This window comes from Marinobacter lutaoensis, assembly GCF_001981305.1.
GTDB lineage: Bacteria > Pseudomonadota > Gammaproteobacteria > Pseudomonadales > Oleiphilaceae > Marinobacter > Marinobacter lutaoensis.
Window position 1 is genome coordinate 81,940 of record NZ_MSCW01000005.1, and the last position, 16,125, is coordinate 98,064.

Below are 16,125 nucleotides of genomic sequence, written 5' to 3' on the forward strand. Positions count from 1 at the left end.
TCCTCGGTTCGGTTGACAGTACGGCTTGCGGGGCGCAAGCGCCTAAAAACGGCAACCATTCTCATTTGTGTTATGGTGGGAGTCAAGTCAATTGCCAGTATGAGATGCGTCGACCAAAACGGTGCTATGCTCTGGCGTATTATAAGAACGGCATCAATCCACCGGAAAAGTGAATATGGTTGGCAGTGATCGGCGAGAGCACATCCGCACGGCGATGTCCGCGAAGGTCAGGGTGGTCCATGAAACCCTGGGGGCGTTTCTTTTTTCCACCCGGGACATTTCGGACGGGGGCGTGTTCATCGTGGTGGAGTCGGAGCCGTTCCATCCGGAGATCGGTGACCGGGTGACGGTTCAGGTCCAGGGGCTGCCGGTGCCGGCCCCGATCCTGCCCATGGTGGTGGTGCGCAGGACCGACGACGGCTACGGGCTGCAATTCGAGGACGTCCATGGCTAGGGACATCGCCCGCCGGTGGCTGCTGGGGAGCCTCGCCGCCGGGCTGGTGGCTGGAATGTCCGGCTGCGCGAGCTATTACAGTCATTACGCCATGTTTCCGGCGGAAAACTCCCGGGGTGAGCCTCGTCAGGTGCGGGTGTCCTGGCTGACCGCCGAGTATCCGGACTGGTGGCTTCAGGACGACGAGGCCACCGCGATTCGGGTCGAGACCCAATGCAGCGAACGGGTCTGGCTGCTCCGCCAGGCCGGTGCGGACGGAGCGGGGGACTGCGGTCCCGGGGTCCGGGCCTGTGCCGAGCCGGGCCTGGATCGGGTGGTGTTTCCCGGGGCAGGGGCGCCTGCCGGCGCCTGCCTGTTGCTCAATCCGGAGCAGCCGGATCTGACGATCCCGCAATTGCCCGACCAGCTTCACCTGCGGGTTCTGTGTGTGCCGATGCGCCCGGTGGTGACGCGGGCCGGTGAGGTGGTGGATCAGGATTACCTTCGGGCCTCGTCCGTTCCCTACACGCTCTATCCGAAGCGGGCACCCAGGGGATCGGCGGCGGCTCGCCCCCCGGCGTTCGACGAGTCGGTGTGTCGCTCCGACTGACGGGCGCTCGACTGTGATACGTGTCACACTGCTACATTTTGTTTCCTCTCCGTGCGCTTTCATTACATTCTGTGGCTGAACGGTAGAATTTTGCTACCCAAAGGTAATGGATTCCCCTGCTGCCTGCGGCACAATGTTAAACATCGAAAAATCTACGTGTCAGGGGTGGCCTGTGGGCGTTCAGCAGAAAAAGGTTTCGGTCCATGACCTGGAGGTGGGCATGTTCGTGTCCGACCTCGACCGGCCCTGGCACCAAACGCCGTTTCCCATTCAGGGGTTCTATATCCGTTCCGAGGATGACATCCGCGCGCTCATGTCCCACTGCAAGTGGGTCATGATCGATGTCGCGGAGGTTCGTGAGGTCAGCGAACGTCGCGGGGTGGTGCCGGTGTTCGGCCGCGGCATCGGTCGCGCCGGTGGTGGCCGCGAAGTCGTCAAGCTGCCGCCGCTGGCCATTCGTGAGCCGGTGCGCTATCCGGTGGTGTCAACGCTCAGGAAAGAGATCCGGGTATCCCGGCGTCTGCTGAACGATGCGGAAGTGGCCTTGCAGCGGCTGTTCGATACCGTGGGGCGTGGGCAGGCTCCGGACTTGCAGGCGGTTGCCGAGGTGACCCGGAAGATGGTGGGCAGTGTCATTCGCCAACCCGATGCCCTGCTCTGGCTGAGCCGGGTCCGCAACTACGATGACTACCTCTATCGCCACGCCCTGAATACTGCGGTCTGGGCGCTGGTCTGCGGTCGCCAACTGGGTTTGAACGAAGGTCTGCTGAATCACCTCGGGCAGGGGTGTCTGCTGTCCCAGGTGGGCAAGACCGCCTTACCCCGGGAGCTGCTGCGGCACCCCGGCCAGTTCGACGCGGACAGTTTCGCACTGTACCGCACCTACGTTGAGAAAGGGGTGGCGCTGCTGGCGGGCACGGGTGTTTCCCGGGCGGTGCTGAGCGTCGTGCAGGGGCACCGGGAGCGGCATAACGGCTCCGGTTTTCCCGAAGGCGTCTGCGGTGACCGGATTCCGCTGCTGGCGAAGGTGGCCGGCATTGCCGAATACTTCGAGTCGCTGGTGGGGCCCCGGGAAGGGGGCGAGGAACCGATGACGCCGGCCCGGGCGGTCAGCCTGCTGTATGAGATGCGGAACATCGAATTCCAGGAAGATCTGGTGGAGGCGTTTATCCAGGCCATCGGGGTCTATCCCACCGGCAGCCTGGTGGAACTGAGCGATGGCCAGCGGGGCGTGGTGGTGTCCCATTCACCGGAACGCCGGCTCTGGCCCAGGGTCATGGTGATGACCGATGCTGCCCGGCGGCCCCTGAAGTCGGCACGGATCATCGACTTGGCCCGCCACAACGAGGGGCGGGACGCGGCCGATGTTCTCACCATTCGCGAGTGTCTGCCCCATGGCACCGAGGGGCTGGATCCGGCGCACTATGACATCACCGGTGCGGAGGCCCGCTGGAGCCTGGGCCGTCTGATCAGCGGATAATCACCCGCAGGCTCTTTCGCACCCAGCGGTAGGTGTTCTCTGGGCGAAACGCAATCAGCAATTCCGATTCTCCGTCCGGCGGCCCGCTGACAAAGTATTCAACCTCGGCGTCCTGCCAGCTCCAGGCGTGAACGGTCACGTCCTGGGGGCGGGTGCTGATGGCTTCGATTTCTCCCAGTTGGGGACGCCCCCCGATTTTCTTCACCCGCACGGATTTGATGGCGGTGTCGGTGGCTGGATGGCTGGCCACGTAGTGTTCCAGATAGTAGCGCTTGGCCAGGGTCGTGCTGATGGCCTGGAGTTCCCGCCGCAGGTAGGTCCTGGCGTCTTCGTTGTCGATCTCGTCCAGGCTCCGCACGGCGTTCAGGATACGGTCCCGCTTGGCCTGGAGTTCTTCCTTATAGGTCACGTCCGGGTCCCAGTCATCCTCGTTCTCCGGCCGTTCGGGGGCGGCCTCGATCTCGGCCTCGGTGGGGGGCGCCTCGCACAGCTCGCTGTCCGGTGGGTAGAAGCAGATACTGGCCAGTACCTGGTTGGCCGGCGAGGGGGTGTCGCCCCCGGCGGTGAAGGCGTCCTGGGAAACGGTGAAATCGATGGGTTGATCCAACGCCGCCAGGGCGGCGTTGAGCTGTTCAATCACCCGTTGGCGAATGTCGATGCCTTCGCCCTCGCGGACGCCCTGGGTCCAGTCCAACGACATCAGGAATCGGGTCAGGTTCAGCAGCTTGACCTCCTGCAGCAGGGCCTGTTCCGTCAGGGTATGGGTTCTCAGCTGCTCGTCGTCTACCCGGGGGATCTGCAGGTCAGCCCGCAGATCGGTGAAAAACTCCAGGGGTGAGATGAACGCCTGCGCGGGCACGCCGCTGGCGATCACCAGGTCGCCGACCCGAAGTTCCAGCGTTTCGCCAGGATAGTAACGGAATTCCCCCCGGGCGTTGGTGGTGCCGCTCTGGCTGGCGGTTTGGTAGGACAGACCGCTGAAGCCGTGGAAGTTCAGTCGCCCCACCTGGGTGTCGGAGCCGGAGGCGCCGCCATCGCCCAGGCAGCCGGTGAGCGTGAACATCAGGGCAAAGAACAACAGGGGGGCAATTCGGCGGACGGACATCATGACCTGGCGGTGTCTTGTAATTTATTGTAACTGCATTATAGGTAGCGGCGTCGGGGCATATCGCGATACCCGTCTCAGTTTCGGGGTTTGCCCGACGCCGGGCGGCCTTGAATTTCCGGCAACCGCCTCAATCACTAGCTTTCGACTTTTTATCCGTGCCACCGGCGGTGTCGGCCCCGGTCGGTCAACCTCCTGGATCGGAAGGACGCTATGAGGAATGCGTTGGAAATCGAAGGTCTGACCAAGACCTACGGCGATGGCTTCCAGGCGCTCAAGGGCATTGATTTGCACGTGGCGGAAGGGGACTTCTTCGCCCTGCTTGGGCCCAACGGCGCCGGTAAGTCGACCACGCTTGGGATTGTGTCTTCGCTGGTGAACAAAACTGCGGGCAGGGTCCGGGTGTTCGGCTACGACATCGATACCCAATTGGCGCAGGCCAAGTTGCACTTGGGGGTGGTGCCCCAGGAGTTTAATTTCAACCAGTTCGAGAAGGTGTTCGATATTGTGACCACCCAGGCTGGGTATTACGGCATTCCCCGGCGCCAGGCCGCGGCCTCGGCAGAAAAGTACCTGCGCAAGCTGGGCCTGTGGGACAAGCGCGAGACGCCGGCCCGGATGCTGTCCGGCGGCATGAAGCGGCGCCTGATGATTGCCCGGGCCCTGGTCCACGAACCGCGCCTGCTGATTCTGGACGAGCCCACCGCCGGCGTCGACATCGAACTGCGCCGCTCGATGTGGGCTTTTCTGGAAGAGATGAACCGCCAGGGCACCACCATCATTCTGACAACCCATTATCTGGAAGAGGCCGAGGCCCTGTGCCGCAACATCGCCATCATCGATCATGGCCGGATTCTCCAGAACACCAGTAAACGGGCGTTGCTGCAGCAGCTGAGCGTGGAGACGTTCGTGCTCGACACCGAGCGTGAGCTGACGGAAGTGCCCCGGCTGGAGGCCGTGAGCTGCCGCATCAACGATGACGGTGCCCTGGAGGTCGATGTGGAGAAAGGGCAGGGGCTGAATCCGGTGTTCGCGCAGCTGGACCGCCTCGGCATCAAGGTCATCAGCATGAGGACCAAGGCCAATCGCCTGGAAGAACTGTTCCTGCGCCTGGTGGAGCGGAACAGCGTCGAACACCACGAACCAGAGGAGGGCGTGGCGTGAGCTTACAGGCGCTCTGGGTAGCCTTCACCACCATCGTCGTCCGGGAGATCCGGCGGTTTACCCGAATCTGGCCGCAGACCCTGCTGCCGCCGGCGGTTACCATGACGCTGTACTTCATCATTTTTGGCAACCTGATCGGCTCCCGGATCGGCGTCATGGGCGGGTTCGATTACATGCAGTTCATCGTCCCTGGGCTGATCATGATGTCGGTGATCACCAACTCCTACTCCAACGTGGTGTCGTCGTTCTTCTCCATGAAGTTCCAACGCAGCATCGAGGAGTTGCTGGTGTCGCCGGTGCCGAACTGGGTGATCCTGGCCGGTTATGTGACCGGTGGCATGGCCCGGGGGCTGGGCACCGGCTCGATCGTTACCGTACTGTCGCTGGCGTTCACGCACCTGACCATCCACCATCTGCCGATGGTGGTTGCCACCGTCATCCTCACCTCGGCCTTGTTTGCCCTGGGAGGCTTTATCAACGCCATGCTGGCCACCAAGTTCGACGATATTTCCATCGTGCCCACGTTCGTGCTGACGCCGCTGACCTACCTGGGTGGCGTGTTCTACAGCGTGCAGCTGCTGCCGGACTTCTGGCAGGCGGTGTCCATGGCGAATCCAATTCTGTACATGGTGAACGGTTTCCGGTACGGCATCCTGGGTGTTTCGGACGTCAATCCGTACGTTTCTCTTGGTATGATTCTCGCCTTTATCGTGGTTCTGGCGGTGGTCGCCCTGCGCATGCTGGCGCGGGGCAAGGGCATTCGCCACTGACACAGGAATGACTATGGCACTGCACGACGCGCCGCTGGGCAAGTCCAGCGAATACCCGGAGCATTACGATCCCACTCTGCTGTTCCCGGTGGCCCGCCAGGAAAACCGGCGCCGCCTGGGGCTGGATGACGGCCGCTGGCCCTGGTTCGGCGAGGACCTCTGGCAGGCCTGGGAGGTGTCCTGGCTTCGGCCGGGCGGTGTTCCGGCGGTGGCCTGGGCGGAGATTCACGTGCCCGCGGATTCGCCTTCGATCATCGAATCGAAATCCCTGAAGCTCTATCTCAATTCGCTCAACCAGGAAGTGTTTGCGTCACCCGAGCGGCTGCGGGCAGTGGTGAGCGAGGATCTGTCCGGCGCCGCCGGTGCGCCGGTACGGGTGCAGCTGAGGGAGGTCGATACCGGAGCGATGGCCGAGGGGCGGCCAGAGGGCTACGAGCTGATTGATGACGAGCCGGTGGCGGACGTGGTCTATCACTACGCGCCGGAGTCGTTGCGGTTGCGGGACGGTGCCGAGCGGGTCAGCGAACGGCTGTGCTCGCACCTGCTCAAGAGCAACTGCCCGGTTACCGGGCAGCCGGACTGGGGAACCTTGCTGATCGAGTATACCGGGCCCCGGATCGACCGTTCTGCGCTGCTGCGCTACATCGTCAGCTTTCGGAACAAGCAGGACTTTCATGAGCACTGCGTGGAAACCGTCTTCACCGACCTGATGGCGCGGTGCAAACCGGAGGCGCTGACCGTCTGCGCCCGTTACACCCGGCGAGGCGGGCTGGACATCAACCCCTGGCGCAGCACCTCGCCCGGGGGCGGTGCCGGCCCGAGGCTGATTCGGCAGTAGCGGCCGGCTCAGCCGAACTTGCCGATTTCGTCCGGCAGATCTTCCTCCGCGCGCAGCCGATCCGCCGCGTCCTCCAGGGCGCGCAGGATCAGCTGGCGTTCCTCCTCGGTGATCTTCTGGGAGTCCAGATACATGGCGAAACCGCTGTGCTCGTGTTCCAGGAAGCTGCGGTTGGGGCCCATGTCCCGGCGGAAATCCACCACTTCGTAAATGGGAACCGGTTTGGTGAAGCCCTTGACGGTGATCTCGCCCTTGTCCCGGCACAGGATGCGGTCCTTGATCAGCGAAAAGGTCTCGTGGGAAATCAGGATTTCACCCGGTTGGGCCAGGGACTCCAGGCGACTGGCGAGGTTCACTTCCTTGCCGATGATGGTGTAATCCATCCGGTTTTCGGCGCCGAAGTTGCCGACGGTGGCATAGCCGGTGCTGATGCCCATGCGGATCTCCAGGGGCGTCTTGATGCCTTGGCTGCGCCATTTCTGGCGCATGATCTTCATGTGCTTGCGCATGTCGATGGCCATCGAGACGCAAGCAAAGGCATCTTCACGCAGGCCCCGGCTGGTGGGGTCGCCAAAGAAGATCATGATCGAGTCGCCGACGAACTTGTCGATGGTGCCGCCGTACTTGAGGGCGACTTCCGACATTTCGTTGAAATAGTGGTTCAGCAGTTCGGTCAGGGCTTCCGGTTCCATTTCTTCGGACAGCTCGGTGAACCCTTTGATGTCGGAGAAGAAAATGGCCAGTTTCTTGCGCTGGGTCTCCAGGCGCACGTCCCGTTCGCCGGTGAAGATGGACTGCCAGACCTGGGGAGACAGGTACTTGGCCAGTTTGTGCGAAAGCGCGATCGACTGCTCCCGCTGGTTCTGGATCTGCGTCTTGGCGAGCATCAGGGCCCGCGCCTGCTGATGTGAGTAGAAGGCTGTGACGCAGATGTAGAGGCCGGTGGAGGCCATGGCGCAGAGACTGGTCAGCAGGGGGGACTGAAATGAGTCGGCCGGGCCCACAGCGGCGATGCCGGCCACCAGCCCCAGGGCCATGAACGCACTGCCCAGAAGCCACTGGCGGATGCCGCCGATGATCAGGCAGCTGAACATCAGCATCAGGGCCACTGAGACCGCCGGGATGGCCACCAGGCCGGTCAGGCCAATGAAAGCGCCGCCGATCACGCAATCCACCAGCAGCATTTTCTGGCGGATGCGCGATGACCGGCTCAGGAAGGTCTTGCGGGTCAGACCGTGGGCCAAGTGCGGCCAGATCAGGGCACCGGCCAGCAGCCACAGCAGCCAGTGCGGGAAGGCGTCCTGCAGGACGCCGACCACGATGATGACGGCGGTGGCCGTGTAGGCCAGAACCCGGCCGTTGTAATCCGGCATCGGTGGGATGGCGATGGCACCCGAAGCCGGCTCCGGTCCCAGGGCCTTGCTGGCGCAACTGCTGGCGTTGCGCAGGTCTGCGGGGGCACTGATCATGTCAGAACCGGATCCTGCCAATCAGCATGTCCCGGAACATCACCCAGTCGCCCATCAGGCTGTAGAGGGGGTATCGGAAGGTGGCGGGGCGGTTCTTCTCGAACTTGAAGTGGCCGATCCAGGCGAAACCGTAGCCGATGACCGGCAGCAACAGCAGCCAGACGAGCCGGCCGGAGGCGAGGGCCCATAGGCCGACAACCAGCACCAGCAGGCTGCCCAGAAAATGAAGTCGTCGACAGGTCACGTCGCTGTGCTCTTCCAGATAGTAGGGATAGAATTCGGAAAAACTGTGGAATGTCCGCTGTTCACTCATTGTTGCCGCCGCTTCGTTATCATTGTTCGTCGGGGTGACTACGACCAAAGGTTAACAGCATTACGTATAACCCACAATTCACATGCGTGCCCTACATGGTAGGCATGAACATCCAGCCAACGGACCGCGAGGAGTCATGACGCCTGTTACCGAGTTTATTCTCAATCGAACCTCCGAGCCGCGCCTGGTGGCGCCGGCGCCGAGTGACGACGTGCTTGAGCGGGCATTCGCCTGCGCCGCCCGGGCTCCCGATCACGCCCTGTTGCGCCCCTGGCGTTACCTGGTCATCGAAGGCGAGGGACGGGTGCGGCTGGGGGAGCTGTTTGCCGCCTGCTGCCCCGAGCAAGCCTCCGACCAGGATTTGGAAAAGGCCCGCAGGGCGCCGCTGCGGGCCCCGATGGTGATTGTCGCCATTGTATCGCCGAAGGCACACCCGAAGGTACCGGAAGTGGAGCAGGTGATGTCCGCCGCCGCCGGTGTCGGCTTCCTCGAGCTGGCTCTGCAGGAGGCCGGTTTCGGGGTTATGTGGCGGACCGGACCTATGGCGTACAACCCGGCGGTGCGGAACGCTTTGGGGGTCGAGGCCCACGAACACATCGCCGGCTTCATCTATACCGGTACCGTGGCGATGGCGAAGCCGTCAGTGCCCCGTCCGCCGGTGGCGGAGTTCGTGCGCCGCTGGCCGGAGGTCTAGGCACTCCGGCAGGGGAAAGGGTTTGCCGCCTTCCTTTCCCCGGACACCCCTTCTTGCCGCCCCAGCCATCGGACATTCCCCGTCCAACCCCGGAATTCCGGGGCCTCGCCCCACGCTCCCAGGGTTGGCATCCCCCTTGCTTAAGCCCTACCAGACACGAACACCGGCAAAGGCCGGCAAGCGTTTGGGAGGCCGTATGGCAATTTCTTTCGACAAGGCGCTGGGGATTCACGAGCAGGCGCTGCAGGCCCGGGTCAAGCGGGCCGAGGTGCTGGCCAACAACCTGGCGAACGCCGACACGCCCGGCTTCAAGGCGCGGGATCTGGACTTTCGGGCGATGATGGCCAAGGCCCAGGATTCGATGTCCGGCCTGTCCCTGAACCGGACCCACGAGCAGCATCTGGATGCCGCCGCCTCGGACGGCTCCGACGAGCTGCTGTACCGGGTGCCGTACCAGCCGTCGGTGGATGGCAATACCGTGGATGCCCAGCAGGAGCAAAGCCGTTTCATGCGCAATGCCATGGATTTTCAAGCCAGCTTCCAGTTCCTGAGCAGCAAGTTCAGCGGGTTGACCAAAGCCCTCAAGGGCGAGTAAGCCGCCGGTCCCTGGCAGAGAAGGAGTAGATCATGTCTTTGGGTAGCATTTTTGACATCGCCGGTTCCGGCATGACCGCGCAGTCGCTGCGGCTGAACACCACGGCTTCCAACATCGCCAATGCGGAAACCGCCAGCTCCAGCACCGACACCACCTATCGGGCGCGTAAACCGGTGTTTGCCGCCATTCAGCAGGCCCTGCTGAACCCGGAGGCTTCGGGCACGGATGGGTTCGGGGACACCGGGCCCGGCGCAGGCGTTCGGGTGGCCGGCATCGTCGAGAGCGATGCCGAGCTGCAGATGCGTTACGAGCCGGACCATCCGGCAGCGAACGAGGACGGCTATGTTTTCTACCCCAATGTCAACGTGGTCGAGGAAATGGCGGACATGATGTCGTCGTCCCGCAGTTTCCAGATGAACGTGGATGTCATGAATACCGCCAAGTCCATGATGCAGCGTGTTCTGACGCTGGGTCAGCAATAAGGGGCTAAGGAGCTACCGATGAGCACGACCAATGTATCAGACGTCTCGGACGTTCTGAGCCAGTACCGGATCAGCCAGCAGACGGAGACCGAGAGTTCCTCCGGCAGCAGCGAACTCGGCAAGAACGAGTTCATGGAGCTGATGCTGGCCCAGCTGAAGCATCAGAATCCGCTGGAGCCTCAGGATAACGGTGAATTCATTGCCCAGCTGGCGCAGTTCAGCTCGCTGGAGGAAATGCAGTCGCTCTCCAGCACGGTGGAGGACGTGGTGACTCAGTTCCGCTCCACTCAGGCATTGCAGGCCTCGGCGATGGTGGGCAAGACGGTGCTGGCGCCTTCCGACGTTGGCGTGCTGGGCGCGGACGGTGAAATTTCCGGCGCCATCGAGGTGCCGGCGTCCACCAGTGGCGTGGTGCTGTCTGTCTATTCCAGCAGCGGCGAGCTGGTACGCCAGATGGAACTGGGCAGTGCCTCGGCCGGGCAGATGTCGTTTGTGTGGGATGGCAAGGACGGCAATGGCAGTGACATGCCGGAAGGAACCTACCAGATGGTCGCCCAGGCGTCCTACCCGGAAGGCACCGAGCAGTTGTCCACCCTGGTCAGCGCCAATGTCGACAGCGTCTCCCTGGGGCAGGGGGGCTCCATTACCCTCAACCTGGCCGGTATGGGCTCCATTGCCCTGTCCGATGTCCAGCAAGTCAATTGAGTCCGGTGCGGTATCAGGAGGTGAATCATGGCATTTAATACAGGGCTGAGCGGACTGCGCGCGGCGTCGGTGGACCTCGATGTCACCGGCAACAACATTGCCAATGCCAGCACCGTCGGCTTCAAGAGCAGTCGGGTGCAGTTCGGGGATCTCTACGCCAGCGGTTTTCTGAGCGCAGGCACCAACCCGATCGGTGATGGCGTCCGGGTTCAGGATGTCCAGCAGTCGTTCGGTCAGGGCAATATCAGCTTCACGGACAACGGCCTGGACTTGGCGATCAGCGGTGACGGCTTCTTTATTCTCAGCAATAACGGCGAAATCCGGTATTCGCGCGCCGGCCAGTTCGGTATCGACAAGGACGGCTATGTCGTCAATAACCAGAGTATGCGGGTCCAGGGTTACACCGCCGATGACGATGGCAACCTGTCGGGGATCCGCGGCGATCTGCAGATCGAAACCAGCAACCTGGCGCCGCGTCGGACCACCAGTCTGGTCAGCGAGCTGAACCTGGACTCCCGTGAGGAGGTGCTGGAGCAGCGGGTCCGGGATATTGGCCCGGTGTCGGTGGCCGATCTTCAGGGCGAAACCTTCTCGTTCCAGTACAGTGACGGCACCGGTGACTACAGTGTCACCATCGATCCGGCTGCCTCCGCCCGGGAAGCGGCCGCCGCCATCGACGACGCTCCGGGGGTCAGTGCCTCCGCCACCACCACCGCCACCCTTTCCGGCCTGACCGACGCTGATCTTCAGGCGGCGCAGACCGCAGGCAACTTGGTGTTTGAGCTGTCCATCGATGGCGCGGTCCTGCCTTTGGATCTCTCCGGCGTGAATACCCTGGAAGACCTGGCGGATGCCATCAACAACTCCAGCGAAACGGCAATCTCGGCGTCGGTGGTCGACAATGCCGGCACACCGGAACTTCGGATCATCCACAGTCGGGGCGAGGACCTGTACTACAACTACAGCGCCAACGGCAGCACCGGCACGGCCACGGTTCAGGGTGACGTGAACGTGACTGCAGATCGCGAGGTGGCCAGTGTCGCCTCGGCGGTCGCCACGGACAACGACTTCGAGCTGGCCTTCGACGCTTCACCGATCCGGATCACCAACGAATTCAACCCGATCGACCAGCGCACCTACAACCACGCCACGTCCACCACCATCTACGACAGCCTCGGCAACTCCCACGAGCTGACGCAGTTCTTCGTCAAGGATCCATCTCCGGGCGATGGGGTCGGTCAGAGTCAGTGGTCGATTTACCTCCAGATCGACGGCGAGCTGGTGGCCGGCACCGATCTCCAGCCCTACACCGCGCTGTTCGACCAGGACGGTGAGCTGCTGTCGGTCAACGGTGACCCCAACGGCGAGATCATCGTCACGGATTGGATTCCCAAGGACGCCAATGGCGACCCCAACGGCGCCGACGGCCCACCCGCGGACCCGACCAGCGTGGTCAGCCCGATTCCCGAACCGCCCACCAGTTCGGCGTTCGTGATCAACTTCGCCGACACCACCCAGTACGGTGCTTCGTTCGGGGTCAACGACCAGCAGCAGAACGGCTATACCACGGGCCGTCTGTCGGGGCTGGACGTGTCCGACGACGGCATCATCTTTGCCCGGTACACCAACGGCCAGTCCAAGGCGCTGGGGCAGGTGGCGCTGGCGGCGTTCAACAATACCGACGGTCTGGCTCCGGTCGGCGACACCACCTGGGTGGAGACGTTCGAGTCCGGCCAGCCGATCATCGGCGCGCCGGACACCGGCACCCTGGGTTCCATCAAGGCCAGCTCCGTCGAGGAATCGAACGTGGACCTGTCGGCGGAACTGGTGAATCTGATCATCGCCCAGCGCAACTATCAGGCTAACGCCAAGACCATCGAAACGTCCGATGCCGTCACTCAGACCATCATCAACCTCCGCTAACCCCGTCCACTGAACATGGCATGACTCCTGCAGGATAGCTGACAAACGTCAAATATCCGGCAGGAGTTTGCCCATGGATAAAGCCCTCTACATCGGTATGTCCGGTGCCAAGCAGAACATGCTGGCCCAGCGCGTCCATGCCAACAATCTGGCCAACGTCAGCACCACCGGTTTCAAGAAGGATTTCGCACAGGCCCGCAGCATGCCAGTCTTTGGCGAAACCTATCCGACCCGGGCCTATGCCATGACCGAACGCCCCGGTACCGACCTCGCCGCCGGCGCCCTGATGGAAACCGGGCGCGATCTGGACGTGGCGGTGGACGGCGACGGCTGGCTGGCCATCCAGAATGGTCAGGGCGAGGAAGTCTTCACCCGTACCGGCAGCTTGCAGATCGACGTCAACGGGCTGTTGCGGCTGGAAAGCGGTGAGATGGTCCTCGGCAATGGCGGCCCGATTGCCTTGCCGCCGTTCGAGAGTATCGATATCGGGGCCGACGGTACCCTGTCGATCGTGCCGGCGGGCGGGGGCGGTCAGCTGGTGGAGGTGGATCGGCTGAAGCTGGTTAATCCGCCCGCCGACGCCCTGGAAAAAGGGCTGGACGGTTTCATGCGACGCAAGCCCGACCAAGCGCTGGCGGGGCCGGAGCCGGCGGATGCCACGCTGCGGGTGGCGTCTGGCTTTCTGGAAAGCTCCAATGTCAACGCGGTGGAGGAGATGATCGCCAACCTGCAGCTGTCCCGTCAGTACGAGATGCAGGTAAAGGTCATGTCCACGGCCAACGAGAACTCACAGGCAACGGCACGGCTTTTGCAGAATCTCTGATAGTCCATGACGTGACCGTTTTCCGGGGGTAAGGGCGGCAAATTCTGGCCGCTGCCGACACCGCCGGCGGCAAGGAGAACACACATGCATCCAGCACTTTGGGTCAGTAAAACCGGGCTTAGCGCCCAGGACATCAAACTGTCCACCATTTCCAACAACCTGGCCAACGTTAACACCACCGGGTTCAAACGGGACCGGGCGGTTTTCCAGGACCTGCTGTACCAGGTCAACCGCCAACCCGGCGGGCTGAACACACAGAATTCGGAGCTGCCCTCGGGGTTGCAGCTGGGCACGGGGGTGCGGGTGGTCGGTACCACCAAGCAGTTTTCCCAGGGCAATCTGCAGATCACCGAGCAGCCCCTGGACCTGGCCATCAATGGCCGGGGCTTCCTGCAGATCCAGCTGCCCGATGGGCAGATGGCCTACACCCGCGACGGCCAGTTCCAGCTCAACTCGGACGGTGACGTGGTCACCCCGGACGGCTACCTGCTGGAACCGGCCATCAATGTGCCCGAGAACGCCACCAACATCACCATTGGCAAGGATGGCACCGTTACCGCGGTGACCGACGATCAAGCATCGCCGATCAACCTCGGCCAGATCACTCTGGTGGACTTCATCAACCCGCAGGGGCTCCAGGCCATCGGCAACAACCTGTTCAAGGCCACCAACTCCAGTGGTGACCCGACCGAAGGTGAGCCCGGCCTGTCCGGCCTGGGGACGTTGGAGCAGGGCTCCATTGAATCCTCCAATGTGGAGGTGGTGGAGGAGCTGGTGAACATGATTACCACTCAGCGGGCCTACGAGATGAATTCCAAGGTTGTTTCCACCTCCGACCAGATGCTGCAGTTCATCACCAACAACATTGGCTGACGGTTGAATACGACGGACGCGGATTCGGGAAGGTAACCTCATGACACACGGTGCTTCATTCAGTCGTACCCGCCACCGGACCCTGGTCACCCTGGGCCTGGTCTCGGCGCTGGCGTTGCTGCAGGGCTGCACGGCCATGAGCCGTCCCCGCGCCATGCCGGACGACCCGGCGTTCGCGCCGGTGCTGCCCCAGGCCATGATGCAACGGGACCCCGAATCGGGGGCCATCTTCCAGGCCAGCCGGAATTTCAACTTCTACGGCGACACCACCGCGCTGAACGTGGGCGACATCCTGACGGTTACGCTGCAGGAGTCGACCCAGGCCAGCAAGAACGCCGAGACCACCATCACCAAGGACAACGAGATTTCCCTGCCTGAGCCCACCATTCTGGGCAAGAGCAACCTGGGCATTGCCACCGATTTCAATCATGAGCGGGATTTCGGCGGCTCGGCGGAAGCGGACCAGAGCAACAGTCTGGCCGGCAGTATTTCCGTGACCGTGACCGAAGTGCTGCCCAACGGCGTGCTCCGGGTGCGGGGAGAAAAATGGCTGTCGCTGACCAACGGCGACGAGTACATCCGCCTGACCGGCCTGGTCCGGCCCCAGGACATCGAGCCCAACAACATTGTCGCCTCGACCCGCATTGCCGACGCCCGCATCGCCTACGGCGGTACCGGCGACTTCGACCAGGCAAACCAGATGGGCTGGCTGGGCCGTTTCTTCAACAGCGAATGGTGGCCGCTATGATCCGGACCCGTGACCGCTTTACCGTGATTCTGTTGGCGCTGCTGGTGATGGCCTCACCGGCCATGGCCGACCGTCTCAAAGACCTGGCTCGCGTCCAGGGCGTGCGCAACAACCAGTTGGTGGGCTACGGGCTGGTGGTCGGTCTGGACGGCACCGGCGATTCGGCGCCGTTCACCAACCAGACCTTCCGGAACATGATGAACCAGTTCGGCATCACCTTGCCGGAGGGCGTGAACCCCAACACCGATAACGTTGCGGCGGTCACCGTCAGCGCGACCCTGCCGCCGTTTGCCAAGCGGGGGCAGGAAATCGACATCACCGTGTCGTCCATCGGCAACGCCGACAGCCTGCGCGGCGGCACCCTGTTGATGACACCGCTCAAGGGCGCGGACGGCCAGATCTACGCGGTGGCCCAGGGTAACCTGGTGGTGGGCGGTTTCGGGGCGCAGGGGCAGGACGGCTCCCGCATCACCGTCAACGTCCCCAGCGTCGGGCGGATTCCCAACGGCGCCACCATCGAGCGGGAGGTGGCGTCGCCGTTCACCCAGGGCGATACCATCACGTTCAATCTGCTGCGTCCGGATTTCACCACCGCCCGCCGGGTCGTCGAGGCCGTCAATGGTCTGCTCGGTCCGGACATGGCCTATGCCCACGACGCCACCTCGGTGTCCGTGCGGGCGCCCCGGGATCCGTCCCAGCGGGTCAGCTTCCTGTCGGTGCTGGAGAACATCGAGGTGGATCCCGCCGAGGAAGCCGCCAAGGTCGTGATCAACAGCCGGACCGGAACCATCGTGGTGGGCCAGAACGTTCATGTCAGCCCGGCGGCGGTCACCCACGGCAACCTGACGGTGACCATCCAGGAGAACCCGGAGGTGCAACAGCCGGCCCCGTTTTCCCAGGGGCAGACCGCGGTGGAGCCGGACAGCCAGATTGCCGTTTCCCAGGAACCGGCGCGGATGTTCCGGTTCGGGCCGACGGTAACGCTCAACGACATCGTGCAGGCCGTCAACCAAGTGGGCGCGGCGCCGGGCGATGTCATGGCGGTGCTGGAAGCGCTCAAGCAGGCCGGCGCGCTGCGTGCCGAACTGATTGTGATCTAG

Annotated in this window: 18 protein-coding genes; 15 read left to right on the top strand and 3 right to left on the bottom strand. The window is 63.1% G+C overall.

Annotation, left to right across the window (positions count from 1 at the left end; translation table 11 throughout):
* Positions 1 to 175: 175 nt before the first annotated feature.
* The 3 genes from BTO32_RS06610 to BTO32_RS06620 all read left to right on the top strand — a co-directional run bounded on the left by BTO32_RS06610 (position 176) and on the right by BTO32_RS06620 (position 2,523).
* Positions 176 to 454: a PilZ domain-containing protein gene (locus BTO32_RS06610; RefSeq protein ID WP_076723843.1), complete on the top strand. Its 279-nt coding sequence runs from the start codon at positions 176 to 178 to the stop codon at positions 452 to 454.
* Entirely contained in the window at positions 447 to 1,043 is a 597-nt protein-coding gene (locus BTO32_RS06615) for a hypothetical protein (RefSeq protein WP_076723844.1), read from the top strand. The genes BTO32_RS06610 and BTO32_RS06615 overlap by 8 nt, the downstream gene beginning before the upstream one ends.
* A 172-nt stretch (positions 1,044 to 1,215) precedes the next feature.
* Positions 1,216 to 2,523 carry an HD-GYP domain-containing protein gene (locus tag BTO32_RS06620; RefSeq protein WP_076723845.1) on the top strand — a complete coding sequence of 436 codons (1,308 nt, stop codon included), beginning with the start codon at positions 1,216 to 1,218 and terminating at the stop codon, positions 2,521 to 2,523.
* Here the strand turns inward: BTO32_RS06620 and BTO32_RS06625 are convergent.
* Positions 2,513 to 3,631, bottom strand: coding sequence for an organic solvent ABC transporter permease (locus tag BTO32_RS06625; RefSeq protein WP_076723846.1), 1,119 nt, complete (start codon positions 3,629 to 3,631; stop codon positions 2,513 to 2,515). The genes BTO32_RS06620 and BTO32_RS06625 overlap by 11 nt on opposite strands.
* 210 nt (positions 3,632 to 3,841) lie before the next feature.
* On the opposite strand from BTO32_RS06625, the gene BTO32_RS06630 reads away from it, so the two are divergent.
* Genes BTO32_RS06630 through queF form a run of 3 tightly spaced genes read left to right on the top strand, consistent with a single transcriptional unit; the run spans position 3,842 to position 6,400 of the window.
* A complete protein-coding gene (locus tag BTO32_RS06630) occupies positions 3,842 to 4,792 on the top strand; it encodes an ABC transporter ATP-binding protein (RefSeq protein WP_076723847.1) in 951 nt (316 codons plus the stop codon).
* The gene (locus BTO32_RS06635; RefSeq protein WP_076723848.1) at positions 4,789 to 5,562 is read left to right on the top strand and encodes an ABC transporter permease; all 774 of its coding nucleotides are present in this window, start codon (positions 4,789 to 4,791) and stop codon (positions 5,560 to 5,562) included. The genes BTO32_RS06630 and BTO32_RS06635 overlap by 4 nt, the downstream gene beginning before the upstream one ends.
* A gap of 13 nt (positions 5,563 to 5,575) precedes the next feature.
* Positions 5,576 to 6,400, top strand: coding sequence for an NADPH-dependent 7-cyano-7-deazaguanine reductase QueF (queF, locus tag BTO32_RS06640; RefSeq protein WP_076723849.1), 825 nt, complete (start codon positions 5,576 to 5,578; stop codon positions 6,398 to 6,400).
* A gap of 8 nt (positions 6,401 to 6,408) precedes the next feature.
* Here queF and BTO32_RS06645 read toward each other — a convergent pair whose 3' ends face one another.
* Together BTO32_RS06645 and BTO32_RS06650 are read right to left on the bottom strand one after the other, a co-directional pair.
* Positions 6,409 to 7,869, bottom strand: a complete 1,461-nt coding sequence (locus tag BTO32_RS06645; protein WP_076723850.1) for an adenylate/guanylate cyclase domain-containing protein — start codon at positions 7,867 to 7,869, stop codon at positions 6,409 to 6,411.
* Between the two features lies 1 nt (position 7,870).
* Positions 7,871 to 8,182: an Mpo1-like protein gene (locus BTO32_RS06650; protein WP_076723851.1), complete on the bottom strand. Its 312-nt coding sequence runs from the start codon at positions 8,180 to 8,182 to the stop codon at positions 7,871 to 7,873.
* A 136-nt stretch (positions 8,183 to 8,318) separates the two neighbouring features.
* On the opposite strand from BTO32_RS06650, the gene BTO32_RS06655 reads away from it, so the two are divergent.
* From BTO32_RS06655 to BTO32_RS06695, 9 genes are all read left to right on the top strand, one after another.
* Positions 8,319 to 8,876 (top strand): nitroreductase family protein, encoded by a 558-nt coding sequence (locus BTO32_RS06655; protein ID WP_076723852.1) that lies wholly within the window; start codon positions 8,319 to 8,321, stop codon positions 8,874 to 8,876.
* A gap of 196 nt (positions 8,877 to 9,072) precedes the next feature.
* Complete coding sequence (gene flgB, locus BTO32_RS06660; protein WP_076723853.1) at positions 9,073 to 9,471, top strand: flagellar basal body rod protein FlgB; 399 nt, start codon at positions 9,073 to 9,075, stop codon at positions 9,469 to 9,471.
* Positions 9,472 to 9,503: 32 nt separating this feature from the next.
* Positions 9,504 to 9,953 carry a flagellar basal body rod protein FlgC gene (gene flgC, locus BTO32_RS06665; protein WP_076723854.1) on the top strand — a complete coding sequence of 150 codons (450 nt, stop codon included), beginning with the start codon at positions 9,504 to 9,506 and terminating at the stop codon, positions 9,951 to 9,953.
* An 18-nt stretch (positions 9,954 to 9,971) separates the two neighbouring features.
* Entirely contained in the window at positions 9,972 to 10,658 is a 687-nt protein-coding gene (locus tag BTO32_RS06670; RefSeq protein ID WP_076723855.1) for a flagellar hook assembly protein FlgD, read from the top strand.
* Positions 10,659 to 10,685: 27 nt separating this feature from the next.
* On the top strand, positions 10,686 to 12,581 hold the full coding sequence (locus tag BTO32_RS06675) for a flagellar hook protein FlgE (RefSeq protein WP_076723856.1): 1,896 nt from the start codon (positions 10,686 to 10,688) through the stop codon (positions 12,579 to 12,581).
* Between the two features lie 73 nt (positions 12,582 to 12,654).
* Positions 12,655 to 13,404: a flagellar basal body rod protein FlgF gene (locus tag BTO32_RS06680; RefSeq protein WP_076723857.1), complete on the top strand. Its 750-nt coding sequence runs from the start codon at positions 12,655 to 12,657 to the stop codon at positions 13,402 to 13,404.
* An 84-nt stretch (positions 13,405 to 13,488) separates the two neighbouring features.
* Positions 13,489 to 14,277: a flagellar basal-body rod protein FlgG gene (gene flgG / locus BTO32_RS06685; protein WP_076723858.1), complete on the top strand. Its 789-nt coding sequence runs from the start codon at positions 13,489 to 13,491 to the stop codon at positions 14,275 to 14,277.
* 40 nt (positions 14,278 to 14,317) lie between these two features.
* Entirely contained in the window at positions 14,318 to 15,025 is a 708-nt protein-coding gene (gene flgH / locus BTO32_RS06690) for a flagellar basal body L-ring protein FlgH (RefSeq protein WP_076723859.1), read from the top strand.
* A complete protein-coding gene (locus BTO32_RS06695; RefSeq protein WP_076723860.1) occupies positions 15,022 to 16,125 on the top strand; it encodes a flagellar basal body P-ring protein FlgI in 1,104 nt (367 codons plus the stop codon). The genes flgH and BTO32_RS06695 overlap by 4 nt, the downstream gene beginning before the upstream one ends.

Excerpts from the sequence above, each read along its gene's own strand:
- BTO32_RS06630 (WP_076723847.1), top strand. The coding sequence starts at position 3,842 with ATGAGGAATGCGTTGGAAATCGAAGGTCTGACCAAGACCTACGGCGAT.
- flgB (WP_076723853.1), top strand. The coding sequence starts at position 9,073 with ATGGCAATTTCTTTCGACAAGGCGCTGGGGATTCACGAGCAGGCGCTG.
- BTO32_RS06695 (WP_076723860.1), top strand. The coding sequence starts at position 15,022 with ATGATCCGGACCCGTGACCGCTTTACCGTGATTCTGTTGGCGCTGCTG.
- BTO32_RS06675 (WP_076723856.1), top strand. The coding sequence starts at position 10,686 with ATGGCATTTAATACAGGGCTGAGCGGACTGCGCGCGGCGTCGGTGGAC.
- BTO32_RS06645 (WP_076723850.1), bottom strand. The coding sequence starts at position 7,869 with ATGATCAGTGCCCCCGCAGACCTGCGCAACGCCAGCAGTTGCGCCAGC.
- flgH (WP_076723859.1), top strand. The coding sequence starts at position 14,318 with ATGACACACGGTGCTTCATTCAGTCGTACCCGCCACCGGACCCTGGTC.
- flgG (WP_076723858.1), top strand. The coding sequence starts at position 13,489 with ATGCATCCAGCACTTTGGGTCAGTAAAACCGGGCTTAGCGCCCAGGAC.
- BTO32_RS06625 (WP_076723846.1), bottom strand. The coding sequence starts at position 3,631 with ATGATGTCCGTCCGCCGAATTGCCCCCCTGTTGTTCTTTGCCCTGATG.
- BTO32_RS06610 (WP_076723843.1), top strand. The coding sequence starts at position 176 with ATGGTTGGCAGTGATCGGCGAGAGCACATCCGCACGGCGATGTCCGCG.
- queF (WP_076723849.1), top strand. The coding sequence starts at position 5,576 with ATGGCACTGCACGACGCGCCGCTGGGCAAGTCCAGCGAATACCCGGAG.
- BTO32_RS06680 (WP_076723857.1), top strand. The coding sequence starts at position 12,655 with ATGGATAAAGCCCTCTACATCGGTATGTCCGGTGCCAAGCAGAACATG.
- BTO32_RS06650 (WP_076723851.1), bottom strand. The coding sequence starts at position 8,182 with ATGAGTGAACAGCGGACATTCCACAGTTTTTCCGAATTCTATCCCTAC.
- BTO32_RS06670 (WP_076723855.1), top strand. The coding sequence starts at position 9,972 with ATGAGCACGACCAATGTATCAGACGTCTCGGACGTTCTGAGCCAGTAC.
- BTO32_RS06615 (WP_076723844.1), top strand. The coding sequence starts at position 447 with ATGGCTAGGGACATCGCCCGCCGGTGGCTGCTGGGGAGCCTCGCCGCC.
- flgC (WP_076723854.1), top strand. The coding sequence starts at position 9,504 with ATGTCTTTGGGTAGCATTTTTGACATCGCCGGTTCCGGCATGACCGCG.
- BTO32_RS06655 (WP_076723852.1), top strand. The coding sequence starts at position 8,319 with ATGACGCCTGTTACCGAGTTTATTCTCAATCGAACCTCCGAGCCGCGC.